The sequence below is a fragment of the Aeromicrobium sp. YIM 150415 genome (assembly GCF_016918125.1).
Taxonomy (GTDB): domain Bacteria; phylum Actinomycetota; class Actinomycetes; order Propionibacteriales; family Nocardioidaceae; genus Aeromicrobium; species Aeromicrobium piscarium.
Map to the genome: position 1 here is coordinate 161,288 of NZ_JAERWM010000022.1, position 24,119 is coordinate 185,406.

The following is a 24,119-nucleotide window of genomic DNA, read 5'->3' on the forward strand; positions in this document are numbered from 1 at the left end:
CGCGGATCACTCGACCACGTAGGCGTCCCGGAGCATCATGATGTTGTCGGGCCGGTCGGGGATCCCGTGCACATTGGTGAGCATGATCCGGTTCCAGTCGGCGCCCCAGACGTAGCAGTAGGGGGTCAACGCCGCGAGCCGCTCGGCCACCGCCCGGTAGCGGTCCATGCGCTCGTCCTGGTCGGTCGTCTCGGCCGCCGAGGTCATCAGCTGGTCGAGCTCCTCGTCGCTGACCAGGTTGTAGTTGGAGCTCGGCGTGTCCGGGGTCGCCAGCGAGCTGTGGAACCAGCGGGTGACATTGCCATCGGGATCCATCGCGCCGCGCCAGCGGTAGAACATCGCATCGAAGTTGTGCCCGAAGGCGTTCTCGACCAGCGTCGGCTGATCCATCGGCCGGATCTTCGCGTCGATCCCGACGACCTCCCACTGCGCCGCCAGCGCCTGTCCGACCCGGACGTTGTCCGGTGAGTTGGTGAAGTTCAGCTCGAAGGAGATGCCACCCAGCTCGTCGACGATCTCCTTGGCCTGCTCCGGGTCGTAGCTCGAATAGCCGTCCACCTCGCCGAGATCCCACCGGCTCTCGGTCGGGAAGGGGGACTCCTGGCCGGTCAGCCGGATACCGCCGTACAGGGCCTCGTCGATGAGCTCGGGATCGAGCGCCATGCAGGCCGCCTGGCGGGCCCGCGGGTCCTGGAAGGGGCTGTCCTCGCCCATCTGGAACATCACGAAGTTCGACCCCGAGGCGCCCTGGGGGCGGATCTCCAGGGACGGGTTCAGCTCGGCGTCGTTGAGCCAGGTGACCGAGACATTGTCGGCGACATCGATCGCGGTCGAGGTCAGGCTCGAGTACCGCGAGTCGCTGTCGGCGATCACCCGGAACTCCACCGAGTCCAGGTAAGGGCGCTCGGGATCGCGGTAGTCGTCCCAGGCCTTGACCCGCACCGAGTTGTCCGGCACCTCCTGGTCGAGCACGAAGGGACCGGTACCCACCGGATCCTTGGCCAGGTCGCCGCCCGTCTCCTCGATCGCACGCGGCGATCCCATCAGGCCGGCAGCACCGCCGAGCACCATGACCGGGAAGCCGGCCTGCGGACGGTTGAGCGTGAACCGCACGGTGGACTCGTCGACCGCCTCGACCGCGTCGAGGACACCGAGCTCACCGAGACAGGAGCAGCCGTTCGCCGGGTCGCGGACACGGTCGAAATTGGTCACGACCGCATCGGCATCGAACGGGGTCCCGTCCTGGAAGGAGATGCCCTGTTCGAGATCCACGGTGTAGACCAGCCCGTCATCGCTCATCTCGTACCCGGTGGCGAGATTGGGCACCACGTCGCCGTTCTCGTCCAGGTCGAAGAGCGGGTCGTAGATCGTCTGTAGCACACTGAAGCTGACGTACGTCGTCGCGCGCATCGGGTCGAGCGAGACCCAGCTGCCTTCGAGTCCCACCACGAGCGATCCCCCGTGCTGCGGGGCGGCGTCCTCGCTGTCGGGGACGACCGAGGCGCTGCACGCACTCACCACGAGGGCGCCCAGCGCGGCGACGGCCGCCACCCTGGTCCGCTTAGACACCTGCATACTGCACCTCCTGCTGCGGGTCGAAGAACCCGAAGAACTCGACCACCTCGTCGCCGTCGCCGTCGACGACCGCTCGTCCATCGGCGATCGCGGAGGCCCAGTCGGTCTCGCCCACGATGAGCTCGGCGAAGACCCGACGAGGCATCGCCACCGTGGCATCGGGGCGATCGGGATGGCGGTCGACATCGGCCACGAACTCGCAGACCGAGCGACGTACGTACAAGCCGGCGCGAGTGTCCGCGTCGGTGAGCTCGATGACGACGAAGCGCACGGTGTCGGCGCTCCTGCCGGGATCGAGCCGAACCCGCAGGTGGTCGATGTGCATGCTCGCGGGTGCGCGCAGCACCGAGCTGACCGTCGCCGGCACGGCGGGCGGGATCTCCACCCGGTCCTCCAGTTCGAGGGCATAGCTCAGATAGAAGTGCCGCGCGATCGAGCCGCCGGCCCGCTGCCCGAGCGCCCGCAGCGTGCGGGCCTTCAGCGCGCGCGCCTCGGCGTCCTCGGGGTCGTGGTCGACGAGGAATCCGGCCAGGGTCGCGGCCCAGGACATCTCCCGCGCGTCCATCGCCGTGAGCACGGCCTCGCGTACGGCGGCCGGACCACCGAATCCCTCGACGATGCGTTCGCCCTGCAGCCGGCGCGGGGGCGGGTTGATGTGCTCGGGACGTCCGTCGAACCAGCCGAAGACCCGCTCATAGACATAGGGCGGCTGGTACTGCGTCTCGCCATAGCCGTCCTTATTGTGCCGCTGCGCCGCCAGATACTCCGGCAGCTGCACGAACTCGCGGAGCTCATCGGGGCCCATACCCTGCAGGATGCCGCGCAAGGACTGGTCATAGGTATAGGAGATGGCGTCGGCGTACCCCTCCAGGGTCGCCCGGATCTCCTCGGCGCCGCTGATCGGGCGCGTGTGCGTGCCGAGCAGATGCTCGGGCTGCAGGTCCCGCATCAACAGGATGCCGTCACGCCACGACCGCGGATCGCGGAAACCGGTGCCCCGCAGGGCGTAGAAGTTCGGGATCGTCGGCCAGAGGAAGTTGTTGAGCACGACCTTCCGATCGGGCAGCCAGAGCGTGAGCGTGTCATCGGAGTCCGACCACTGCTCGGTGAAGAACTGCATCCGCACCCCGGCGATCGTCAGCTCCTCCCCGTGGTCGACCGGCCGGGTGACCGGCAGCGTGCCCCGCGGCGTGAACGCCGGATAGGTGGCGCCCACCGGCGCATCCGGCCCTTCCTCGGGCAGGTAGGCCGCGAACTGCCGACGGAACCGCTGGCCGAGGACCGGGGCCGCCTCGGGGAAGTCGATCACATCGGCACCGCGCGCCAGGTTGCGGTTGACATGAGGGTGGCCGATGACGGGCACGCCCTCGTCCCCGGTCGTGAAGGCCCGCGAGCCGTGGGCGTAGTGGTTGTGGCTGTAGACGATCGCGGCGATGGGCTTGTCCGTGATCGTGCGAAGCGCGGCGTAGGCCTGCTCGCCGTCGGCGAGGTCGTCGCCGGTGTCGTAGACGATCACCCCGTCCTCGCCCTCGATGAAGGTGCGGTTGACGATCGATCCGGCGACATAGGTGTGGATGCCGTCGGCCACGGTGAGAACCCGCGGCTCGCGGCGTTGGCCGCCGCCGCTGACCAGTTCGGCCGCCGCGATGGCACCGTTGCCGGCCGTCGCGGTCTCGACGACGGCTCCGCAATAGCGTTCGGTCGGGTTCATCGGGCGATCTCCTCCGTGCCAGCCGCCGCGGGGGCGGTGAGCGGGTAGTGACAGGCGACCTGTCGACCGTCGCCGATATCGCGGAGCTCCGGGGTCTCCGCCGCACAGCGATCGGTGGCCAGCGGGCAGCGGGTGCGGAAGCTGCACCCCGAGGGCGGGTCGAGCGGGGACGGGATCTCGCCCTTGAGCGGTGCGCTGGTGGACCGGTTCTCGATGTCCACCCGCGGGACCGCGTCGAGCAGGGCCGCCGTATAGGGATGAGCGGGTGCGGCGTAGAGGCTCTCCGAGGAGCCCAGCTCGACGATGCGCCCCAGGTACATGACGCCGACCCGGTCGCTCACGTGCTTGACCACGGCGAGGTCGTGGGCGATGAACAGATAGGTCAGCCCCAGTTCACGTCCGAGCCGTTCGAAGAGGTTGAGGATCTGGGCCTGGATGGAGACATCCAGGCTGGACACCGACTCGTCGCAGATCACCAGTGCCGGATCGAGGGCCAGTGCGCGAGCGATGCCCACGCGTTGCGCCTGCCCGCCCGACATCTGTCGCGGGGTGCGGTCGGCGAAGCGCTGCGGGTCCAGACCGACCAGGTCCAGCAGCTCGTTCACCCGCGCGGCCCGCTCCTTCGCGGTGCCGACGCGGTGCACCGCCAGCGGCTCCGCCACGATGTCGCGGACCTTCCAGCCCGGGTTGAGCGAGGAGAAGGGGTCCTGGAACACCATCTGCATCTGCGATCGGGCCTCACGCAGGGACCGGCCGGACCGTTCGGTGAGATCGTTCCCCTGGAAGACGACGCTCCCCGAGGTCGGCGCCGGGGCCTGCAGGATCGCGCGGGCCGTCGTCGACTTGCCGCAGCCGCTCTCGCCCACCAGGCCGAGGGTCTCGCCGGCGTGGATCCGGAAGGAGACCCCGTCCACGGCGTGCACGGTGCCGCCGTCCTTGCCCGGCACCGTGAACTGCTGCGTGAGGTCCCGGACGTCGAGGATGACCTCGCGACTGGTCGCGCGCTCTCGGGGGACGGTCGTCATGATGCCTCCTTGGACTCGACCGGATGCCAGCACGCCCACGCGCGTCCGGCCTCGTGCTCGATCAGCGCCGGTCGCTGGGTCAGACAGGTCTGCGTCGCGCGGGGGCACCGCGCGCTGAAGCTGCACCCGGCCGACAGCTCGGCCAGGTCGGGCGGCGATCCCTCGATCGCCGGCAGAGGCTCGTGGGCCGGCGAGTCCAGCGAGGGAATCGAGTCGAGCAGCGCCCGGGTGTACGGCATCCGCGGGTCGGTGAAAAGCCGCCCTGTGGGCGCGGACTCCACCACCTGGCCGGCGTACATGACGAAGACGGTGTCGGTATAGCTCGCGGCGATCCCGATGTCGTGGGTGATGAGCATGACGGCCATCCCCATGTCGGCCTGCAGCTCGCCCATGAGATCGAGGATCTGCTGCTGGGTCGTCACGTCGAGCGCGGTCGTCGGCTCGTCGGCGATCAGCAGCTCGGGACCGCAGCTCAGCGCCAACGCGATCATGACCCGCTGGCGCATGCCCCCGGACAGCTGATGCGGGTACTCGTCGACGCGGCGGCGGGGAGCGGCGATCCGGACGGCGTCCAGCAACTCGATCGCCCGCGCGCGGGCTTGCTTCTTCGACAGGTCGGTGTGCAGGCGGATCGCCTCTTCGATCTGCGTGCCGACCTTCATCGTCGGGTTCAGCGATCGCATCGGGTCCTGGAAGACCATCGCGATCTGCGATCCGCGCACGCCGCGCCACTGCCGGTCGGTGAGTCCGACGAGCTCGCGGCCGGCGAGGCGGATCGACCCCTCGGCGATCCGGCCCGGGGGTGTCGACAGGCCCATGATCGTGCGCGCCGTGACGGACTTGCCCGATCCGGACTCGCCGACCACCGCGATCGTCTGACCGCGATCGACCGAGAGGGACACGTCGTTGACGGCCGTGACGCTGCCCAGCGCACCGTCGAAGACGACCCGGAGGTTCTCGACCTCGAGCAGAGGTGGAGTGGTGGTCATCGTGAGCTCCCTTCGCTGTCGAGGCGATGACGGATGCCGTCGGCGAGGAGATTCAGCGAGACGACGGTGAGGAACAGCAGGAGGCCCGGGACCAGGACGATCTGCGGAGCGGTGCTGAGATCGGTCTTGCCGTCGGCCATCATGCTGCCCCAGCTCGGGGTCGGCGGGGAGATGCCGAGGCCCAGGAAGCTCAGCGAGGCCTCAGTGATGATGGCGATACCGCAGATGAGCAGGCCGTAGGTGAGCAGCGAGCCGATGACCCGTGGGGTGACGTGCCGGATGAGGATGTGTCCGGCGCGGGCGCCGGTCAGCCGGGCGCTCAGCACGAAGTCTCGCTCGCGCACGCTCAGCGCCCCCGCTCGCGCGATGCGGGCATAGGACGGGATCGCGAAGAAGGCGATCGCGATGATGAGATTCGGGATGCTGGGGCCGAGGTAGGTGGCGACCACGAGGGCGAGCACCAGCGAGGGGAAGGCGAGGAAGACGTCGAGCACCCGCATGACGACCGTGTCCACGGCACCGCCGGCATAGCCCGCGACGATGCCCAGGGTTCCGCCGATCAGCAGCCCGACGGCCACCGATCCCAGGCCGACGATGATCGACAGCTGCCCGCCGTGCAGGGAGCGCGAGAGCAGGTCGCGGCCGAGTGCATCGGTGCCGAGCAGGTGGCCGGGCGAGAACAGCCCCATGCGCGACTCCCCCTCGCCTCCGTTGAGGACGCCCAGGTTCGGATCGGGCAGGCCGGGCAGGATCGGCGCCAGCAGGCAGGCGGCCGCGATGAGGGCCAGCAGCGTGCCGGGGATGACGATCTCGAAGGACGGCCGCCGGCGACGGCTACGGGATTTCGCGACGGGTGCCGCCGCGACGGGGTCAGTGAGAGGCTCGGTCATGACGGATCCTCGGGTCGAGCGCGGCGTAGAGCAGGTCCACCGCGAAGTTGATGAGAACGAAGGCCACCGCGATCACGACGACGGCACCCTGGACGACCACGACATCGCGCTGGTAGATCGCGTCGATCATCAGCTTGCCGAGACCCGGCACCGCGAAGAGCGTCTCGACGATCACGGCGCCGCCGAGCAGCGCGCCCATGTTGATGCCGATGACGGTGATGAGCGGGAAGACCGAGTTCCGCAGGACGTGACGCCGGATGATCGTGCCCTGCGCGACTCCCTTGGCCCGTGCGGTGGTCACGTACTCCTCCTGGGTCAGCTGCGTGACCAGGTCGGCCCGCAGCACCCGCATGTAGACCGCGTAGAGCGCGGCGGCGAGGGTCAGCGCCGGCAGGAAGGCCGATCGCAGGTTCATCACCGGATTCTCGGTGAAGGGGATCCAGCCGGTCGCCGGCAGGCCGAAGGGGATGGCGACCACCAGCACCAGGAGCATGCCCACCAGGAACGGCGGCGTGGCGACACCGGCGAAGGCGGTCAGGCCGGCGAAGCGGTCGAAGAGCGAACCGGGTCGGCGTGCCGACACGATCGCGACGGGCAGGGCGACCACGAGCGCGATGATCTGGGCGAGGAGCATGATCTCCAGCGAGGTGGGCACCCGTTGCAGCAGCAGCGTGGTGACCGACTCACCGGAGTTCAGCGACGTGCCGAGGTCACCGCCGAGCGCACCGACGAACCAGTGCCAGTAGCGCAGGAGCACCGGGTCGTTGAGACCCATCTGCTCGGTGATCGCCTCCACGGCCTCGGGTGTCGCGCCCTCGCCGAGGACCGTCAGCGCGGGGTCGCCCGGCAGCAGGTTCAGCAGCATGAAGGTCAGGAAGCTGACCCCGATGGTGACGGGGATGAGATGAAGTAGGCGTCTGCCCAACAGTCGAAGCATTCGTGTACGTCCCAATTCGACGAACGAGCGGCATGAAGTGACCACCGGAAACAGTGGCCCACGTCACGTTATCCATCAATTAACAGAACGTCAACACGAATTATCGTTTCGTCAATCTGACGGTTCTGCTCTGTCTTTCCGGTCCTCGGCGAGCAGCTGCTGCAACAGGTCGGCCATCCGGCCGTCCAGATCGCGCACGCCGATCCCGAACTCCGCGGCGAGCTGCTTGCGCGCCACCACGTAGCCCACGGAGAGCGACTGGATGAAGGCGTGCAGGGCGACGAGGTCGATCTCCGAGGAGATCCGCCCCGCTTCCTGGTCCACCTTCAGATCACGCTGGGTCTGCTCCCGGCGCGGCATCATGCGGATCTTGGTCTGCCCGTCGATCAGCAGGATCGCGGCCAGCCGTCCCTGTTCTGCGTTCTTGATCGACTGCGCGAACATCCGGCCGATCCGCTCGACGAAGCCCACGCTCTCGTCGGAGGCCCAGTAGGCATCGTGCCGCCGGTCGCTGCCACGACGCAGGGCCGAGCGCAGCAGCTCGCCACGAGAGCCGAAATAGTGGTACACCAGACCGCGGTTGATCCCGGCGAGGTCCGCGACCTCGCGCAGGTTGAGCCCCGCGAGCACGCCGTCCTTCTTGAGCAGGCGCAGTGCCGCACGCTCGAGCTTGAGGGCCGTCTCGTTGCCGCCGGCGGCGGACGCGCCGCGTTCCTCTCGTGACATGCGGTGAAAGTACCATCGCTCTCGCGGTGCTCCGCCGTCCTCATGCAGGGGCCGCCGAGCCGGCCGCCGACCCCATCGAGTCCAGCACCTGCCGGGTGTGCTCGCCGGCCGACGGCACCGTTCCACCGTCGCGAGAGCGTGAGACGTGACGCGAGACGAAGGGCAGCGTCGGCATCCGATAGGGCGTGCCATCGGCATCGGTGCAGTCGGAGAAGACCCCTCCCGCCACGACATCGTCCGCGCTGAGCACACGGTCATAGGTGCGCACATCGCCCACGACGATCCCGGCATCGCTGAGTTCCTGGACCACCGTGTCGGTGGAGCGTGCCAGGAAATAGGGGGCGAGGACGTCGAGCAGCTCGGGTCGGTGCGCCACCCGGGAAGGATTGTCGGCGAATCGCGGGTCGCCCGGCAGATCGGGACGGCCCGCCAGCCGGCTGATGGTCGAGAACTTGTCGTCGGTATAGGCCGAGACGACCACGTCGCCATCGGCGGTCGAGAAGATATCGGCCCCCGGGGCGGCCCCGGGCTGTCCGTTGCCGCGGCGGATCGGCATCTGACCGGTGATCGCGTACTCACCCCAGTTGACCCGCTGCAGGTCGACCCCGACATCGAGCAGCGATACCGAGAGATCGTCGCCCTGACCGGTGCGCTCACGGTGGAAGAGCGCGGTGATGATCGCCTGGGAGAGGACGATCGAGGCGACATGGTCGACGATCGGCACGCCGACCCGCTGCGGCTGGCCGTCCCGCTCTCCCGTGATCGACATCAGTCCGGACTCCGCCTGGGCGGCGATGTCGAGCCCCGGACGATCCCGCGACGGCCCATCGGTGCCGAATCCGGTGACCGCGGCGGTGATCACCGAGGGATTGAGGCCCCGGATCACCTCATTGGAGAGGCCGAGGCGGGCCATGGCCCCGGGACGCAGATTCTGCACCACCACATCGGCGCGCTCGATCAGCCGCCGGGCGGCCGCCAGCCCCTCCTCGTCGCGCAGGTTCAGGACCACCGACTTCTTGCGGCGGTTGTAGGCGCGCATGATCGCATGGCCGTAGGTGCCGACGGCGCGAGCCTGGTCCCCGCCCGGATTCTCGACCTTGATGACCTCGGCACCGAGATCGGCGAGGGTCTGGGTGGCGCCCGGGGCCGCGATGTACTGACCGAAGTCGACGACCGTGATGCCGCTCAACGGCATCCCCGCGTGTTCCCCGCCGTGTCCCTGCATGTGCCCGCCCCTTCCGATGGTCGCTGGAGCCGCGGACCTCCACGGCTCTCACTCAGCGTGGTCCAGCACCGCGGGCGATACCATCGAGTGATGTCACACCGCGGCCGGCGCTGCCTTGTGACGAGTCACAGAGGAGGGCCGCGTGACCCACGCCGAGGACGACCTCGCCCGCGCCGCACGACGGGTCGGCGACGCCATCCCCCGGCTCGCCCGCGAGGTCATCGACGACTACGCCGCGGGAGCACCGCGCTTCGCCGAGGCAGGCATGCCCGAGCACCTCAGCCGGGAGAGCACGCACACCGTCCGGACCATCCTGCGCGTCGGCGTGGCCGCGATGACCGACCCCGATCCACCACGGCAGACCGCCGTCCGCGAGGTGATCGAGCGCAGCGCGGACCGCGTCGCCGAAGGACTCCCCCTCGGCGAGTACCTGAGGTGCTGGCACATCGCCTTCGAGCACTTCGCCGCCGTGGTCCGCGCCGAGATCGACGACGACACCCGCGCCTGGCCCGTGGTCGAGCGGACCCGCACCATCTTCGATGCGATGCTCCGCGCCGTCGCCGATGCCTACGATCTCGCCGGCCGTGACCTCGCCGCGGCGAGCTCGGGACACGATGCCGAGATCATCCGCGCGCTGTTCTCCGGTGCCGGCTGGACCTTCGAGGATCCCGGCGCGATCCCCGAGCGGCCGCTCGTCGTGCTCGTGCACGTGGGGGCGGCCCCCGGCGAGGACGCCCCCTCGCCGCTCACCCGGTCGACCGCGCGCCTGCGCAAGGTGCGGCTGCTCCGCGCGCACCTCGTGCGTGAGCTCGCCGACCTGTGGCTCATCGATCTCGACGACACGTCCGGGCGCCTCCTGCTGCGTACCCCACCACCCGATCCCGAGCGGCTGCTCGCCGACCTGGCTCGCATCGGCGGCGCACCGGTCACGATCGCGGCCGAACCGGCGACGGGAGTCGACGACCTGCCGCGAGCCTCGGCTCTCGCCGCCGAAGCTCTGGCCGCCGCGGTGCATCACGGCCGCGGCGGGCAGTGGGTCACGATGGCCGATGTCGCCGTGGAGCACCACCTCTCCCACGACAGCGCCAGCCGTCCGCTGCTGCTCGAACGCTGCCGCGGGATGCTCGAACGCGAGGAGCTGCTCTCGACCCTGCGCAGCTTCGTCGCCCACGACCTCGACCGGCGCGCCACGGCCCGGGATCTCTTCGTCCACCCCAACACGGTCGACAACCGACTCGCCCGCATCAAGACGCTGACCGGCCTCGACGTGCACTCCACCCGCGATCTGGTCACCCTCGTCATCGCCGCCCTCTCCGATGACAGCGACGGGCAGGAAGCTGTGATCTGGTCACAATCTCCAACAGGGTCTCCTGTGCTCCCCGACGCTTGAGGGCCGTCGGTGCGGCTCCTAGCGTGAGACGCACCCATCGCCCAAGGAGAGCCATGACCGACATCCTCGAATATGCCGACCAGGCATGGTCCGGTGACCGCAGCCTGCGCGAATACCACAGCGGAGCGCTCCGCGAGAGCGGACTCCACGCCGTCGCCGACGGCATCTACATGTGGCCCGCGTTCGGCAATGTGTACGTGCTGCCGACTGAGGACGGCCTCTTCGTCTACGACACCGGAGACCGACGCACCGCGGACGATCTGTATCAGGCCGTCCGCGCGCTCAGCTCGGCTCCGATCCACACCGCCGTCTACTCCCACGGTCATATCGACCACATCTTCGGCATGGGCCGCTTCGACGACGAGGCCGATGCCGACGGACGGACCCGGCCCACGGTGGTCGCGCAGGAGGCCCTCGTCCCGCGCTTCGACCGCTACCGGCTCACCGCCGGATACAACCAGGCCATCAACCGCCGGCAGTTCCAGTCCCCCGGCTTCACCTGGCCCGCCAGCTACCGCTACCCCGATGTCACCTACGGCGAGCAGCTGACGTTGACGATCGGCGGCGAGCGGATCGAGCTCTTCCACGCCCGCGGCGAGACCGATGACGCCACCATCGCCTGGATCCCCGAGCGCAAGGCGCTCTTCTGCGGCGACTTCTTCATCTGGTCCAGCCCGAATGCCGGCAATCCCCAGAAAGTGCAGCGCTACGCCCACGAGTGGTCCCAGGCGCTCAAGCGCATGGCCGCCCTCGGCGCCGAGATCCTGCTGCCCGGGCACGGGCTGCCGGTCGTCGGCGTCGACCGCGTGCGGACCACGCTGCTGGAGGCGGCCGAGCTGCTCGATGCGATCTACGGGCGCACGCTGGAGCTGATGAACTCCGGGGCGACCCTCGATCAGATCCTGCAGAACGTCAGCACTCCCACGCACCTGCTGGAGAGGCCCTATCTGCGGCCCTCCTATGACGAGCCCGAGTTCGTCGTGCGCAATATCTGGAGGCTGTACGGCGGTTGGTACGACGGCAACCCGGCGGAGCTGAAGCCGGCCTCACGTTCCTCGCTGGCCCAGGAGCTCGCCGAGCTCGCCGGCGGGGCCGATGTCCTCGCCCGGCGCGCCGTCGAGCTCGTCGAGAACGGCGAGCACCGCCTCGCGGGCCATCTCGCCCAGTTCGCGGCGGACAGCTCGACCGATCCGGCCGTCCACGAGGCGCGAGTCCGCGTGTTCTCCCAGCTCGAGCAGGCGGCGACGTCGACCATGGCCAAGGGCGTCTACGCCTGGGCGACGGTCGAGTCTCGTGCCGCCCTCGCCGGCACCGACACGATCTCGGAGCTGGAGTCCAAGGTGGCCGACACGATGCGCTGGTCGGTCTGACGCACGTGGCAGACTACCGGGCATGTGGATCGGCTGGATCGAGTTCGACATCCGCCTCGGCGATGTCCATTCGCTGAAGGAGAAGCGCAGCATCGTCCGGCCGATCGTCGCCGAGCTGCAGCGCCGTTTCGCGCTGGCTGCCGCCGAGACCGACAGCGTCGACCTCTATCGACGCGCCGGGATCGGCGGCAGCCTCGTCTCGATCGACCGGCGCCACGTGGTCGAGGTCCTCGACTCGGTCGAGCGCTTCATGGCCGCGCGGCCCGAGATCGAACTCCTCTCAGCCCACCGGCACCTCTCCTCCAGCGACGACGACGAGCAGGACGAGCTGCCCTTCAGCTGAGCGATCTCGGCCAGCCGACCCCGGGTGCGGACGGATGATGATGCATCAGGGTTGCTATGACGACCCGAACGCATCGACTTTCGAGCAGGCCCGCACCGATGATGATGCGCTGTGGTTGCCATAGCCGCCGTAACGCATCATCATCAGTCCCCGACCCTGGGAGGTCGACCCGGCCCGGCTACGCCCCGGCCGCCTCGACCGGCGCGGGAGCCACCTCCGGGGCCCTCGCGGCGACCGCCAGCTACGCCGCTGGGACACCGTGATCCTCGGTGTGGCGCTGACCGCCGCGGCGCTCGTAGCGCTGGCCACTGATACGGTGCGCGGGGTCGGCGAGCTGAGCTCGGACCATCTGCGCCAATCTGAGCTACACACCACCCACCTTCACGCCCCGAGCATCGACGTGCAGGTGCCGTCGATCACCCCGCCGAGCATCGAGATTCCCGACCTCAGTCGCTGAGCATCGCGGCACCCATCGCGTGGGGTGTGTCACGGCTTGGGCATACTGAGCGGTAATCAGACGTCTCCAGAAGGGTCCAACGTGCGTAGTCCCCGAGCGTTCTTCCGTCCTCTTGCCGTCGGTGCCCCGACTCCCACCACCGATGTCCCGTTCCGGCCGAGCCGGATGATCCACTTCTTCGACCCGAGCAACGAGAAGATGGCGGCCAAGGTACCCGACATCGCCGCCAAGGTCGACATCCTGCTGGGCAATCTCGAGGATGCGGTCAAGACCGAGAAGAAGGAGGCCGCGCGCCAGGGGCTCGTCGAGATCGCGAAGGCGAATGCCGACCTGTTCGGGCCTGGCCGCGACACCCAGCTGTGGACCCGCGTCAACAGCCTCGACTCCCCCTGGGTGCTCGACGACCTCATCACCCTGGTCACCGAGATCGGCGACCAGCTCGACGTCATCATGGTGCCCAAGGTCGAGGGCCCGCAGGACATCCACTATGTCGACCGGCTGCTCGCCCAGCTCGAGGCCCGCGCCGGGCTGGACCGCCCGATCCTCGTGCACGCGATCCTGGAGACCGCCGAGGGCGTCGCCAATGTGGAGGAGATCGCCGCCGCCAGCCCGCGTATGCAGGGCATCAGCCTCGGCCCCGCTGACCTCGCCGCGAGCCGCCGCATGAAGACCACCCGCGTCGGCGGCGGCCACCCCGGCTACCTCGTGCGCGAGGACCCCACCGGCGACGACCTCACCGAGGGCCGCACCACCTACCAGCAGGACCTCTGGCACTACACGATCGCGCGCATGGTCGACGCGTGCGCGATGAACGACATCCTCCCCTTCTACGGTCCCTTCGGCGACATCAAGGACGTCGTGGCCTGCGAGGACCAGTTCCGCAACGCCTTCCTGCTCGGCTGTGTCGGCGCGTGGAGCCTGCACCCGGTGCAGATCGACATCGCCAAGAAGGTCTTCTCCCCCAGCCCCGAGGACGTCGCGCATGCCAAGCGCGTCGTCGAGGCGATGGGCGATGGCTCGGGTGCGGTCATGATCGACGGCAAGATGGAGGACGACGCCTCCTGCAAGCAGTGCATCGTGATGCTCGACCTCGCCCGCGAGCTCGCCGCTAACGACCCCGAGCTGGCCGCCGCCTACGACCTCTGAGGAGACCGAGATGACCGACACCACCCTGCGCCCGCGCCGCTCCGTCCTCTACATGCCCGGCGCCAACGAGCGCGCCCTGGAGAAGGCCAAGACGATCGACGCCGATGCGCTGATCCTCGACCTGGAGGACTCCGTCTCCCCCGATGCCAAGGAGCAGGGCCGCGAGAACGTGTGCGCGGCCGCCCGCTCCGGCGAGTACGGACACCGTGAGCTGGCGATCCGCGTCAACTCGATCGGCACCCAGTGGCACGACGACGACATCCGCGCCGCGGCGGAGGCCGGGCCGGACGCGATCCTCGTGCCCAAGGTCGAGTCCGCCGAGCAGGTCCGCTCGCTCGTGGCGGCGATGGATGCCGCGGGCGCGCCCGCGGCGACTCAGCTGTGGGCGATGATCGAGACCCCCGTCGCGCTACTGCACGCCGAGGAGATCGCCGCAGCCCACGAGCGCCTGACCGTCATCGTCATGGGCACCAATGACATCGTCAACGAGACCTTCGGCCTGCATGTCCCCGGCCGCAACCCGCTCGTGCTCACGGCTCTCTCGTGGACGCTGCTGGCGGTCCGCGCGGCGGGCAAGATGATCGTCGACGGCGTCTACAACGACGTCAAGGACGCCGAGGGCTTCGACGCCGAGGCACGCCAAGGACGCGAGATGGGCTTCGACGGTAAGACCCTCATCCACCCCAGCCAGGTCGAGCCGGCCAACCTGGCCTTCTCGCCCTCGGAGGAGGATGTCACCCGCGCCAGCGAGATGATCGAGACCTTCGACGAGGCCAAGGCCGCGGGCAAGGGTGTCGTCACCTACAACGGCAAGATGGTCGAGGAACTGCACATCCGCGACGCGCGCCGCATCCTCGCCTTCCACGACGCCCTCACCGCCCGCTGAGGCCGGGCGGGCTCGCGCCTATCGAGATCACCTCAACCTGACATGGCCTCGATACGCGTCGGTCGCTGAGCGACCTTTGGCTACTCGACCACCGAAGGTGGGGATCGGTGATCGAGTAGGCACAGCGAGCACAGCGAGCCCGTGACGTATCGAGATCACCCCGCCTGACGTGACCTCGATACGCTCCCTCGCACTCGACCACCGAGGCTGGGGACCGGTGATCGAGTAGGCACGGCGAGCGCAGCGAGCCCGTGACGTATCGAGATCACCCCACCTGACGCGGTCTCGATACGCTCCCTCGTTCCCCCGCCGAGGGGTGGGATGGCTCAGGTGTCGGACTTGAGGGCCTGCCGGAGGGAGACCCGGGCGCCGGTGCGCAGGATGGCACCGGAGTAGATCCGCCCGGCGAGCCAGATCAGCAACGGGATCAGCACTACCGAGAAACCGATCGAGAGCAACACCTCGGGCGTCGAGGCCGTGCCCAGCGCGATGCGGATCGGCATGATGAACGGCGAGCAGAACGGGATATAGGACAGCACCTCCACCAGCGTGCTCTCCGGATCCCAGGGGGCGATCGAGACGCCGATGACGTACGGCACCATCATGATGCCGATGACCGGCGAGATCACCGAGCCGACATCCTCCTGGCGCGACACCAGGGCCGCGAGGCTCGCCAGCACCAGCGCGTACATCACGAAGCCCACGAGGAACCACACCAGCACCCAGAGGGCGACCGTGCCCACGGCGAGCGAGCTGGTGTCGAGCAGGTCGAAGCCCCACGCGGTGCCCACCGCCGCCGCGGCGATGATGCCCACTTCCAGCACTCCGACGACGATATTGCCGAGCACCTTGCCGGCCATCAGCTGCCAGGGACGCATCGTCGCCAGCAGCAGCTCGACCACACGGCTGGCCTTCTCCTCCACGACCCCCTGCGCGACCCGCTGGCCGCCGCCCATCAGGGCGATGAAGATGAGGATGCCCGAGACGAAACCGGCGATGATCTGCGCCGGATCGCGGTCCTCGCCGCCGTCGAGGGAGATCACGTCGGGTTCGGCTCCCGCCACCTGCTGGGCGACCTCGGCGGGATCCCCGCCGAGCGCGCTGATCTGCTCGCCCAGCGCCTCCTGCTGCACGACGGTGGTGATGACGGTGCGCAACGTCGAATCGAGCTCGTCGTCGACGACCACCTCCACATTCGGGAGCGGGCCGTCGATCAGCGCGTCGAGGTCGCCATCGGCCACCTGCGACTCACCGTCGTCGCGGCTCACCTCCCGGGTGGTGATGCTGGCATCCATGCCGTCGCCGACCGTCTCCAGCGTGGGGGCGATCGCCGCGACCTCGCTCGTCACTCCGACGGTCTGCTCGTTCTGACCGTCCGGTGCGAAGAAGTGGAAGAAGGCGCCACCGCCGACGATCGCGAGGACGAACAGCCCCGAGGTCAGCACGAACACCTTGGAGTAGATACGGGTGCGGATCTCGCGGCTCGCGACGAGCGCGATCATCGACCAGGCCGACTGCTTCATCGGTCCCCTCCCTCGTCCTCGGAGTCCTCGGTGCTGACGACGTGCCGGTACAGATCTGCCAGTGACGGGCGCGAGGGACTGAACTCGCGCACGTGCCCCGCGCGCAGCGCCGCCTCCAGCACCGCCTGCTCGTCTCCCTCGGCGTCGACTTCCACGAGGGAGCGGGTGTCCTCGCGTGACACCAGCCGCGCCCGCTCGACACCCGAGAGCCAGCCGTCATCGGGCGGTCCGTCGACGATCCACTGCGGCTTGTCGGTGCGCCGCAGCTCATCGAGGGTCCCGACGGCCACCATGCGACCGTTCTTGATGATGCCGACCCGGTCGCACAGGCGTTCCACGAGATCGAGCTGGTGCGAGGAGAACAGCACCGGCGCTCCACGTGCCGACTCCTCGTTCAGGACCTCGCTCATGACCTCGACCGCCACCGGGTCGAGCCCGGAGAAGGGCTCATCGAGGACGAGGAGGTCCGGGGAGTGGGTCAGCGCCGCGGCGAGCTGCACGCGCTGCTGATTGCCGAGGGAGAGCTTCTGGACCTCGTCCCCCGTCCGTTCGGCGACCCCGAGTCGTTCGGTCCACCGGGTCATCGCGTCCTTGGCGTCCGCGCTGCTGAGTCCGTAGAGCCGGGCGAGATAGGTGAGCTGGTCGCCGACCTTCATCTTCGGGTACAGGCCGCGCTCCTCGGGCATGTACCCGATCCGGCGGCGCACCGCGGGGTCGACCGGCTGTCCGTCCCAGCGCACCTCGCCACCATCGGCGGTCAGGACGCCCAGGATGATGCGCATGGTGGTGGTCTTGCCCGATCCATTGGAGCCGACGAAACCGAAGACCTCCCCCGGGTCGACCGAGAAGGTGGTGTCGGTCAGGGCCTGCACCGTGCCATAGGACTTGGACAGCGAATCGACGTCGAGTCTGGGCATGCCTGACAGGCTATCGCTCACGCTGGCCTTCAGCAGGACAGGGACGTCGAGCCGTCTTTGAGACGCACACCGGATGCGCCGAGCGTGCGAGCACCGTCCACGAGCGCCGCCAGGGTCCGAGCGGCGGCGCGGTACTCGAGTCCCCCGGGCGGGTGGATGTTCGAGACGCAGTTGCGGTCGCTGTCACGCCGGCCGGGACGCGGACGGTGGGTCAGGTAGACACCCAGGCTGTCGTCGACCGACAGACCTGGCCGCTCCCCGACGAGCACGAGCACCGTCGTCACACCGAGGTGGTCGCCGATCGCATCGCCGATCGCGATCCGCGCGTTGCGCGCGATCACCACGGGCGCGATGACGAGCCGGCCGTCGAACACCTCCTTGAGCGCACCGATCATGGGTGCCGCGTGCGCTGCCACCGCCGTGGTCGACAGTCCGTCCGCGACCACGATGCCGATATCGGCCCCGGTGTCGGCCGGAATATCGACCACCGTACGCGGCTCTCGTCCCAGGTCCGGGCGTCGGAGGAACTCGGCGCGGTCGGTCACCCGGCTCTCCACCACGCCGGCGACGTCCTGGCCCAGGGCACCGATCTGCTCGGCGAGGGTGTCAGCGTCCAGGGGCAGGTGGATGGCGTCACGAGCGGCGGCGTGCGCGGCGCGGAAGCGCAGCACCTCGTCGATCCTGACGGTCTCGCCGACCCGCGGCTGTCCGACACGCGATGGGGTGACCGCCCTCATCCGGTCCCAGGTGCTCACGCGCTCACCCCCAGCCCGCGCAGCGCCGAGCGGTCGATGTCCAGCGGCTGGACCCTGCCGTCGGCATCGGACATCCCCTGCCGGACCAGCCACTGTTCGAACTCCGGAGCGGGCCGCAGCCCGAGTGTCCGCCGCGCGTAGAGGACGTCGTGGAAGGACAGGCTCTGATAGCCCAGCATGACGTCATCGGCTCCCGGAACCGCGATGACGAAGGCCGCTCCGGCGACGCCCAGCAGGGTCAGCAGCGAATCCATGTCGTCTTGGTCGGCCTCGGCGTGATTGGTGTAGCAGACATCGATGCCCATGGGCAGCCCCATGAGCTTCGCGCAGAAGTGATCCTCCAGGCCGGCACGCATGATCTGCTTCCCGTCATAGAGGTACTCCGGTCCGATGAATCCGACCACGGTGTTGACCAGGAACGGATCGAAGGCACGAGCCACGGCATAAGCACGGACCTCCAGGGTCTGCTGATCGATCGGCACGCCACCGATGCCGCGATGGGCGTCGGCGCTGAGGGCGGACCCCTGGCCGGTCTCGAAGTACATCACCTGATCGCCGATGGTGCCCCGGCCGAGCGAGCGGCCAGCCTCCATACCTTCCTGGAGGACTGCCAGGTTCACCCCGAATCCCTCGTTCGCGGCCTGACTTCCGGCGATGGACTGGAAGACGAGGTCGACCGGCGCGCCCGCCTCGCACAGCTCGATCGTCGTCGTCACATGGCTGAGCACGCAGGACTGGGTGGGGATCTCATAGCGTGTGCGGATCTCGTCGACGAGGCGCAGCAGATCCCCGGTCGCCCGGGCAGAGTCCGAGGCCGGATTGATACCGATGACCGCGTCACCGGCACCGAGCAGCAGGCCATCGAGGATCGCGGCGCTGACCCCTCGCGGGTCATCGGTCGGATGATTGGGTTGCAGCCGCGTCGCCAGCCGGCCCGGTTGTCCGATGGTCGTGCGGAAGCGGCTGGTGACCTCGCAGGCGCGGGCCACCGCGATCAGATCCTGGTTGCGCATGAGTTTGCTGACCGCCGCGACCATCTCGGCCGACAGGCCCGGTCCGACCGTCCGCAGCCGCGCGGCGTCGGACCTCGTCACGCATTCCAGCAGCCAGTCCCGCAGTCCGCCGACCGTGAGAGTGCTGATCTCGGCGAAGGCGATCGCATCGTGCGCGTCGAGGATCAGCCGCGAGACCTCGTCGACCTCGGGATCGATGAGGTGCTCGGTCAGGAAGGTGCGCAGCGGGATATCGGCCAGGATCCACTGTGCCGCGACGCGCTCCGCATCGGTGTGCGCGGCGCACCCCGCGAGCACGTCACCCGAGCGCAGCGGAGTGGCCTTGGCCATCACCTCCGCCAGTCCATCGAACTCGTAGGTGTGATCTGCGAGGGTCTGCCGATATCGAGACATGGCGCACCAGCCTAGGGCCGGCGCTTTACGGTCAGGTAAAACGCCGGCCCCCGGCCGATATGAGGTCGTTCACCTCAGCGCATCAACCGCGCACGGTAGATCTGCTCGTACACCGACCGCTGGACGGTCCGGCTGCGGCGCACCGCCTCCATGACGATCTCTCGATCCAGCTCACGCTCGGCGAGGTCGCGCTCACGGCGTCGACGTTCCCGGAACTTCATCGCATTCACCTCCCCTCGGATCTCGTGGCGAGCGGCCGAGGTGGCCGGCGTCGCCGGAGTCGAGAGGGAGTCGAGTAAGGGAGAATCGTTCGTTGCGGGCATCTGGTCGGTGTCGTTCAGGGTGATCATGTGCGCGCCTCCTTTCTGCGTAAATGGGTGGATGACAATGAAAAAGCCTCCCCGGCCAGGCCGGAGAGGCTGTGATGACGCTCGATCAGCGAGGGCTGATCAGGGGCGTTGACAGGCGGATCTCTCGGCGCGGTGAGCCGTGACGAAGCGGCGGCTACGGGCCGCGGTGTTCGTGAAGAACGTCGCCATGGGGTTCACCTCCGTCGATTCGATCCGTACGTCCGCGCCGTGCGAACTCCCGAACACTATCGGATGTCGCACGACGATGTCGAGCAGGATCACCGGAATGTCGAAGCCACCAGCACACCGATACCGGCGAGCACGACCAGCTGGATGGCCGACGCCGCCGTCCTCGTGGTGCTGACACCGGACTGGACCGCCGGGAGCTGAGGCCAGCGGACGACCGCCAGCGCCACGCCCACGGTCGCACCGGCGACGGCGACGACCCAGATCCACTGGGTGAGGTGGTTCCAGGGGACGAGTGCCCGCGTCACCACGACCACCATGACGGCCTCCACGGCGACGACGGCGAGCCGTATCCGCGACGGAGCGTGCGGCGCACCGAGGCCCGCACTGATCACCGACACCACCTCGATGATCAACCACAGGCTCAGGGCCACGACGATGACAGTGGTCACCGGCCAGCCTCCCGTAGCAGCGCGAGACCGATCGCATCGAGATCGGCGGTGGTGGCACCGGAGATATAGGCGGCCGTTCCTCGGTCGCGGTCGACACCGATCCAACTGCGGAAGCCGCCCGTCGCCCCGTTGTGCCAGGTGACGGTCCGTCCTCCGATCTCCTCGGTGATCCAGGCGGCGCCGATGCGCTGCCCGCCGCCGAAGTCGGCGACCGGGTCGAGGGCCGCCATGCCCGGGGCCTGTCCGTCGAGGATCGCGGTCGCCAAGCGGGCCATGTCCGCGGCACTCGCGCGGAGCCCGCCGGCGGGCGCCGACCCGGAGTCCGCCCATGCCTCCTGCGCTCGTCCCGCGGCGTCGCGGCCCTGGACGGCATCGGGGCCCAACTCGTCCGAGGAGGGCGGCACCGCGAGCGACCCCAGGTCCAGCGGCTCGGCGATGCGCTCGCGCACCAGCTCGGGATAGGTGGTCTCCGCCGCTGCGGCCAGCGCGTGGCCGAGCACCGCGAAGCCGAAGTTGGAGTACAGCGGCTCCTTCTCACCGACCTCGACCTCGGCGAGCGCGGCGGTCGTCTCCTCCGCGGTGTCGTGGTAGGGATTGCGCGCGAGCAGGGACGAGACCGCCGCGCGCACGAACATGCCGGCGCCGCCGGCGAGGCGCGGGAGTCCCGAGCGCTGCTGCGCGAGCTCCTCGAGGGTGATATCGGCTGCGGGGACGTCGCCGATGTCGAGCAGCTCGCCGAGCGTGGTGCCGGGCCCGACCTCCCCGCGCTCGACCATGTCCGCATAGACCATGCCGGTGATCGCCTTGGTGATCGACCCGATCTCGAAGGTGCCGTCCAACGGCGCGCCGATCGTCGCCGTGTGTTCGCCCTCCGGCGTGACGACGGCGACCGACAGGGCGTGGACCCCCGTCGATGGCAGCCTCTCGGTGACGTCCCGCGCCAGACCCTCATCCCCGTGCGTGGGACTGCCGGTCCCGATGGACCCTGCGCCCGGACGCAGCCAGGCTCCGAGGACCAGGCCCACGGCAGCGGCGGTGACGATCGTGACGACGACGCTTCGTCTCATGTCGTGACTCCCATGGCGACGAGAACGGGAACGACACGCTCGGGCGGTACCGCGACATGGCCGCGCGTCGCCTGACGCAACCAGCCTCCGGCACTGAGCGCCTTGATGTGGTGGTAGACCTGCCCGGTCGAGGCGAGCTGGAGATGCTCGGCGAGGTCCGTGACCTTGGTGGTGCCCCGGATGACCGCGAGCAGGAGCGCCAGGCGCACCGGGTGGCCGAGCGCCGCGAGCCGATCGGCCACGGCGTCGAGGTCGTCGGCGTGCAGCAGCTCATCGGCCATCCGGCCCATCTGCCAGTCGACGGGCCCGTCGGCGGTCCGCACGGTGCCGGCCCAGAGCACGACGCCCTCATTGCCCTCGGCCGCCGGCCGCAATCCGTCGAGCACCCAGAAGTCACCGCTCGACGGCGCCGGGGAGGCCGCGTGTCCCGCCTCCAGCTCGTCCAGCCGCCGTTCGACCGCGGCCAGGCGTTCCTCATAGGTCATTCTTCAAGAATGACGTAATTACGTAATTCTCACAAATCCAATACGTCAGTCGACATCGAGGCGCCGGTCGAGATCGGACCGGTTGGCACCGCTCGCCAGCATCAGATCGGCCGACAGCGACCGGATCTGCGCCACGATCGAGGCCGTGTTGACCGTGATGATCTCCGGCAGCGAGGCCATCGCGATGCGGGTGGCCTCGACCAGGTCCTCGCGGGCGTTCTCGAAGTCCGCGTCCTGGGCGAGGTCATCGGAGAAGGTCCCGACAGCCACCACGAGCCGGTCGACGGCATCGTCGAGGCCCGGCGGGGCGGTCTCGTGGTGACGCAGCATCGCCGCGACCCGTCGCGCCAGGACCCGTGCATCGCGCATCGCATTGTCGAGATCGGTGACCGAGGCGGCGTAGCGGGCCACATCGCCGCGTTGACGCCAGCGCATCGGCGACATCCGGGCGATCTCCGCGACATTCGACGCGGTCTCCGACACCGAGTCGATCAGGCCCTGTGTCGCGCGAGCCTCCTCCAGCGCGAGATCGGCCAGCGACGGGTCATCCGTGCGCAGCGCCTGAGCGATCCGGCTGAGCACGCCGCCGAGACGCCGCAGCAGCTTCTGGACATCGCCGTCGATATCGCGCACCGGGTTGCGCGGCACGAGCAGCACCATCGCGAACCCGAGGAGTCCGCCCACCAGCGAGTCCAGGAATCGGGTCAGGGCGGGATCGGTCGCCCCCGGCAGGGGAACCACCGCCGCCAGCAGGACTCCGGAGTTGATGGCCTGGGTCATCGCCATGCCCTTGATGCCGACCAAGGTCGAGATGACGACCATCAGCGCCGCGACCAGGGTGATCTGCCACGGCCCTCGCCCGATGCCGAGGATCAGGAGCTCCCCGACGAGTACGCCGACGGCGACGCCCATGACGATCTCGAAAGTGACTCGCGCGCGCAGGCCGGGTCCGGCCATGATGGCCAGGACCGCCGCGATCGGCGCGAAGAAGGCCTGCTGGTGTCCGAGTACATGCGTGGCGAAGGCGAACGCCCCGCCGGTGGCCACGCTGACCTGCAGGATGAACCGCCACTGATGCCGCAACGACCGGACCCGATCGGCGAAGGTCGTCTGCGGGCGGGGCATCCGCAGGCGCCGGAACGGCACCTCTCTCACAAGTAGAGTCCAGTCTGCCCCTCATCGAGCCGCTCGGCCGCGACAGCGTGCAGGTCCCGCTCGCGCAAGAGCACGAAGCTCTCCCCACGCAGTTCGACCTCGCCGCGGTCCTCCGGATCGAAGAGCACCCGATCGCCGACCTCGACGGCCCGCACCTGGGATCCGGCGGCCTCGACACGAGCCCACGCCAGCCGGCGACCCATCGCCGCGGTGGCCGGGATGACGATGCCGCCCGAGGAACGCCTGTCGCCGGCCTCGTTGTCGAGGGCGACGAGCAGCCGATCGTGCAGCATCCGGATGGGAAGCTTGGCGTCGGGCATCGTCAGCTCAGCAGTCGACGGACCACGACGATGCCGCCGACGACCGCCACCGTGATCGCCACGACCGGCACCACGTTCTCGACGCGCACCGACCCGTCCGGCGTTACGAAACGGGCCTTCACCTTGTCGAGCTGGCGGCGCGCGACGTTCTTCGGATTGGACCGGTCGATGAGTTCGTCGATCGTGCCGGCGAGTCGGATCCGGATGTCCTCGATCTCGTCGACGAGCTGGTCGGGGCTGGCCTCGGACACGTCATGCCTCTCGTTCGGTCCATCAGTCATGAGTCAGGATAGTGCCCATGAGTACCCGTCTGCAGCCCGGTGACACCGCACCCGACTTCACCCTCCCGTCCGACACCGGCGAGGAGGTCACACTCTCGTCGCTGCGTGGTCGTCGCGTGATCGTGTACTTCTACCCCGCCGCGATGACTCCGGGATGCACCAAGCAGGCGTGTGACTTCAGCGACTCCATCGACCGGCTGCGCTCCGAGGGCTTCGAGGTGCTCGGCATCTCCCCGGACAAGCCCGAGAAGCTGGCGAAGTTCCGTGAGCGCGACGGCCTGACGATCACGCTGCTCTCGGACCCGGACAAGACGGTGCTCACCGAGTACGGCGCGTTCGGCGAGAAGAAGCTGTACGGCAAGGTCGTCGAGGGCGTCATCCGCTCGACCTTCGTGATCGACGCCGACGGCACGGTCGAGCTCGCCCAGTACAACGTCAAGGCCACCGGTCACGTGGCCAAGCTGCGCCGCGACCTCGGCCTCACCGACTGACCTCGCCCGCCGACCCCGGTCCCCCGCCTCGCTCCCCGACCTCCCATTCCGCCGAGTGGTG

Annotated in this window: 26 protein-coding genes; 7 read left to right on the forward strand and 19 right to left on the reverse strand. The window is 69.0% G+C overall.

The window, feature by feature from the left end:
• Positions 1-6 precede the first annotated feature (6 nt).
• From JL108_RS14565 to JL108_RS14600, 8 genes are all read right to left on the reverse strand, one after another.
• A complete protein-coding gene (locus tag JL108_RS14565) occupies positions 7-1,569 on the reverse strand; it encodes an ABC transporter substrate-binding protein (RefSeq protein WP_205198946.1) in 1,563 nt (520 codons plus the stop codon).
• On the reverse strand, positions 1,562-3,286 hold the full coding sequence (locus JL108_RS14570; RefSeq protein WP_205198947.1) for an alkyl sulfatase dimerization domain-containing protein: 1,725 nt from the start codon (positions 3,284-3,286) through the stop codon (positions 1,562-1,564). The genes JL108_RS14565 and JL108_RS14570 overlap by 8 nt, the downstream gene beginning before the upstream one ends.
• Positions 3,283-4,311 (reverse strand): ABC transporter ATP-binding protein, encoded by a 1,029-nt coding sequence (locus JL108_RS14575; protein ID WP_205198948.1) that lies wholly within the window; start codon positions 4,309-4,311, stop codon positions 3,283-3,285. The genes JL108_RS14570 and JL108_RS14575 overlap by 4 nt, the downstream gene beginning before the upstream one ends.
• Positions 4,308-5,300: an ABC transporter ATP-binding protein gene (locus JL108_RS14580; RefSeq protein ID WP_205198949.1), complete on the reverse strand. Its 993-nt coding sequence runs from the start codon at positions 5,298-5,300 to the stop codon at positions 4,308-4,310. The genes JL108_RS14575 and JL108_RS14580 overlap by 4 nt, the downstream gene beginning before the upstream one ends.
• Complete coding sequence (locus tag JL108_RS14585) at positions 5,297-6,190, reverse strand: ABC transporter permease (protein ID WP_205198950.1); 894 nt, start codon at positions 6,188-6,190, stop codon at positions 5,297-5,299. The genes JL108_RS14580 and JL108_RS14585 overlap by 4 nt, the downstream gene beginning before the upstream one ends.
• Positions 6,171-7,127, reverse strand: a complete 957-nt coding sequence (locus tag JL108_RS14590) for an ABC transporter permease (protein WP_205198951.1) — start codon at positions 7,125-7,127, stop codon at positions 6,171-6,173. Before JL108_RS14590 ends, JL108_RS14585 begins: the two co-directional genes overlap by 20 nt.
• Before the next feature lie 111 nt (positions 7,128-7,238).
• Complete coding sequence (locus JL108_RS14595) at positions 7,239-7,853, reverse strand: TetR/AcrR family transcriptional regulator (RefSeq protein WP_205198952.1); 615 nt, start codon at positions 7,851-7,853, stop codon at positions 7,239-7,241.
• 40 nt (positions 7,854-7,893) lie between these two features.
• Positions 7,894-9,078: a CaiB/BaiF CoA-transferase family protein gene (locus JL108_RS14600; RefSeq protein WP_205198953.1), complete on the reverse strand. Its 1,185-nt coding sequence runs from the start codon at positions 9,076-9,078 to the stop codon at positions 7,894-7,896.
• A gap of 142 nt (positions 9,079-9,220) precedes the next feature.
• Between JL108_RS14600 and JL108_RS20535 the strand changes: the two genes are divergently transcribed.
• The 6 genes from JL108_RS20535 (at position 9,221) to JL108_RS14630 (ending at position 14,670) form a co-directional block, all read left to right on the forward strand.
• Positions 9,221-10,468 (forward strand): CdaR family transcriptional regulator, encoded by a 1,248-nt coding sequence (locus JL108_RS20535; protein ID WP_205198954.1) that lies wholly within the window; start codon positions 9,221-9,223, stop codon positions 10,466-10,468.
• A 53-nt stretch (positions 10,469-10,521) separates the two neighbouring features.
• Entirely contained in the window at positions 10,522-11,838 is a 1,317-nt protein-coding gene (locus tag JL108_RS14610) for an alkyl sulfatase dimerization domain-containing protein (RefSeq protein ID WP_205198955.1), read from the forward strand.
• Between the two features lie 22 nt (positions 11,839-11,860).
• The gene (locus JL108_RS14615) at positions 11,861-12,181 is read left to right on the forward strand and encodes a DUF503 domain-containing protein (RefSeq protein WP_143913296.1); all 321 of its coding nucleotides are present in this window, start codon (positions 11,861-11,863) and stop codon (positions 12,179-12,181) included.
• A 271-nt stretch (positions 12,182-12,452) separates the two neighbouring features.
• Positions 12,453-12,638, forward strand: coding sequence for a hypothetical protein (locus tag JL108_RS14620; RefSeq protein WP_205198956.1), 186 nt, complete (start codon positions 12,453-12,455; stop codon positions 12,636-12,638).
• 81 nt (positions 12,639-12,719) lie between these two features.
• Complete coding sequence (locus JL108_RS14625; RefSeq protein WP_205198957.1) at positions 12,720-13,784, forward strand: CoA ester lyase; 1,065 nt, start codon at positions 12,720-12,722, stop codon at positions 13,782-13,784.
• A gap of 10 nt (positions 13,785-13,794) precedes the next feature.
• Positions 13,795-14,670, forward strand: a complete 876-nt coding sequence (locus tag JL108_RS14630; protein WP_205198958.1) for a CoA ester lyase — start codon at positions 13,795-13,797, stop codon at positions 14,668-14,670.
• A gap of 326 nt (positions 14,671-14,996) precedes the next feature.
• Here JL108_RS14630 and JL108_RS14635 read toward each other — a convergent pair whose 3' ends face one another.
• The 11 genes from JL108_RS14635 to JL108_RS14685 all read right to left on the reverse strand — a co-directional run bounded on the left by JL108_RS14635 (position 14,997) and on the right by JL108_RS14685 (position 23,567).
• Positions 14,997-16,193, reverse strand: a complete 1,197-nt coding sequence (locus JL108_RS14635) for an ABC transporter permease (RefSeq protein WP_205198959.1) — start codon at positions 16,191-16,193, stop codon at positions 14,997-14,999.
• Positions 16,190-17,110 carry an ABC transporter ATP-binding protein gene (locus JL108_RS14640; protein ID WP_205198960.1) on the reverse strand — a complete coding sequence of 307 codons (921 nt, stop codon included), beginning with the start codon at positions 17,108-17,110 and terminating at the stop codon, positions 16,190-16,192. Before JL108_RS14640 ends, JL108_RS14635 begins: the two co-directional genes overlap by 4 nt.
• Before the next feature lie 29 nt (positions 17,111-17,139).
• On the reverse strand, positions 17,140-17,865 hold the full coding sequence (gene eutC / locus JL108_RS14645) for an ethanolamine ammonia-lyase subunit EutC (protein ID WP_307837278.1): 726 nt from the start codon (positions 17,863-17,865) through the stop codon (positions 17,140-17,142).
• Positions 17,862-19,271, reverse strand: a complete 1,410-nt coding sequence (locus tag JL108_RS14650; protein WP_205198961.1) for an ethanolamine ammonia-lyase subunit EutB — start codon at positions 19,269-19,271, stop codon at positions 17,862-17,864. The genes eutC and JL108_RS14650 overlap by 4 nt, the downstream gene beginning before the upstream one ends.
• 74 nt (positions 19,272-19,345) lie before the next feature.
• Complete coding sequence (locus JL108_RS14655) at positions 19,346-19,621, reverse strand: hypothetical protein (protein WP_143913290.1); 276 nt, start codon at positions 19,619-19,621, stop codon at positions 19,346-19,348.
• A 278-nt stretch (positions 19,622-19,899) separates the two neighbouring features.
• Entirely contained in the window at positions 19,900-20,259 is a 360-nt protein-coding gene (locus JL108_RS14660) for a hypothetical protein (protein WP_205198962.1), read from the reverse strand.
• Positions 20,256-21,326 carry a serine hydrolase gene (locus JL108_RS14665; protein WP_205198963.1) on the reverse strand — a complete coding sequence of 357 codons (1,071 nt, stop codon included), beginning with the start codon at positions 21,324-21,326 and terminating at the stop codon, positions 20,256-20,258. Before JL108_RS14665 ends, JL108_RS14660 begins: the two co-directional genes overlap by 4 nt.
• On the reverse strand, positions 21,323-21,811 hold the full coding sequence (locus JL108_RS14670; RefSeq protein ID WP_205198964.1) for a helix-turn-helix transcriptional regulator: 489 nt from the start codon (positions 21,809-21,811) through the stop codon (positions 21,323-21,325). Before JL108_RS14670 ends, JL108_RS14665 begins: the two co-directional genes overlap by 4 nt.
• Positions 21,812-21,856: 45 nt before the next feature.
• Positions 21,857-22,966: an aromatic acid exporter family protein gene (locus tag JL108_RS14675; RefSeq protein ID WP_143913286.1), complete on the reverse strand. Its 1,110-nt coding sequence runs from the start codon at positions 22,964-22,966 to the stop codon at positions 21,857-21,859.
• Positions 22,963-23,286, reverse strand: coding sequence for a co-chaperone GroES (locus tag JL108_RS14680; RefSeq protein ID WP_205198965.1), 324 nt, complete (start codon positions 23,284-23,286; stop codon positions 22,963-22,965). Before JL108_RS14680 ends, JL108_RS14675 begins: the two co-directional genes overlap by 4 nt.
• Before the next feature lie 2 nt (positions 23,287-23,288).
• Positions 23,289-23,567, reverse strand: coding sequence for a DUF3618 domain-containing protein (locus tag JL108_RS14685; protein WP_143913284.1), 279 nt, complete (start codon positions 23,565-23,567; stop codon positions 23,289-23,291).
• A 17-nt stretch (positions 23,568-23,584) separates the two neighbouring features.
• Here JL108_RS14685 and bcp point away from each other — a divergent pair, with 17 nt between their 5' ends.
• Positions 23,585-24,058: a thioredoxin-dependent thiol peroxidase gene (gene bcp, locus JL108_RS14690; RefSeq protein WP_205198966.1), complete on the forward strand. Its 474-nt coding sequence runs from the start codon at positions 23,585-23,587 to the stop codon at positions 24,056-24,058.
• Positions 24,059-24,119: the final 61 nt, after the last annotated feature.

Bases quoted from the DNA above. Each gene is read 5' to 3' on its own strand.
- JL108_RS14650 (WP_205198961.1), bottom strand. From the start codon at position 19,271: ATGTCTCGATATCGGCAGACCCTCGCAGATCACACCTACGAGTTCGAT.
- JL108_RS14570 (WP_205198947.1), bottom strand. From the start codon at position 3,286: ATGAACCCGACCGAACGCTATTGCGGAGCCGTCGTCGAGACCGCGACG.
- JL108_RS14680 (WP_205198965.1), bottom strand. From the start codon at position 23,286: ATGCCCGACGCCAAGCTTCCCATCCGGATGCTGCACGATCGGCTGCTC.
- JL108_RS14585 (WP_205198950.1), bottom strand. From the start codon at position 6,190: ATGACCGAGCCTCTCACTGACCCCGTCGCGGCGGCACCCGTCGCGAAA.
- bcp (WP_205198966.1), top strand. From the start codon at position 23,585: ATGAGTACCCGTCTGCAGCCCGGTGACACCGCACCCGACTTCACCCTC.
- JL108_RS14630 (WP_205198958.1), top strand. From the start codon at position 13,795: ATGACCGACACCACCCTGCGCCCGCGCCGCTCCGTCCTCTACATGCCC.
- JL108_RS14600 (WP_205198953.1), bottom strand. From the start codon at position 9,078: ATGCAGGGACACGGCGGGGAACACGCGGGGATGCCGTTGAGCGGCATC.
- JL108_RS14610 (WP_205198955.1), top strand. From the start codon at position 10,522: ATGACCGACATCCTCGAATATGCCGACCAGGCATGGTCCGGTGACCGC.
- JL108_RS14685 (WP_143913284.1), bottom strand. From the start codon at position 23,567: ATGACTGATGGACCGAACGAGAGGCATGACGTGTCCGAGGCCAGCCCC.
- JL108_RS14635 (WP_205198959.1), bottom strand. From the start codon at position 16,193: ATGAAGCAGTCGGCCTGGTCGATGATCGCGCTCGTCGCGAGCCGCGAG.
- JL108_RS14580 (WP_205198949.1), bottom strand. From the start codon at position 5,300: ATGACCACCACTCCACCTCTGCTCGAGGTCGAGAACCTCCGGGTCGTC.
- JL108_RS14670 (WP_205198964.1), bottom strand. From the start codon at position 21,811: ATGACCTATGAGGAACGCCTGGCCGCGGTCGAACGGCGGCTGGACGAG.
- JL108_RS14595 (WP_205198952.1), bottom strand. From the start codon at position 7,853: ATGTCACGAGAGGAACGCGGCGCGTCCGCCGCCGGCGGCAACGAGACG.
- JL108_RS14655 (WP_143913290.1), bottom strand. From the start codon at position 19,621: ATGATCACCCTGAACGACACCGACCAGATGCCCGCAACGAACGATTCT.
- JL108_RS14590 (WP_205198951.1), bottom strand. From the start codon at position 7,127: ATGCTTCGACTGTTGGGCAGACGCCTACTTCATCTCATCCCCGTCACC.
- JL108_RS14665 (WP_205198963.1), bottom strand. From the start codon at position 21,326: ATGAGACGAAGCGTCGTCGTCACGATCGTCACCGCCGCTGCCGTGGGC.
- JL108_RS14615 (WP_143913296.1), top strand. From the start codon at position 11,861: ATGTGGATCGGCTGGATCGAGTTCGACATCCGCCTCGGCGATGTCCAT.
- JL108_RS14575 (WP_205198948.1), bottom strand. From the start codon at position 4,311: ATGACGACCGTCCCCCGAGAGCGCGCGACCAGTCGCGAGGTCATCCTC.
- JL108_RS14640 (WP_205198960.1), bottom strand. From the start codon at position 17,110: ATGCCCAGACTCGACGTCGATTCGCTGTCCAAGTCCTATGGCACGGTG.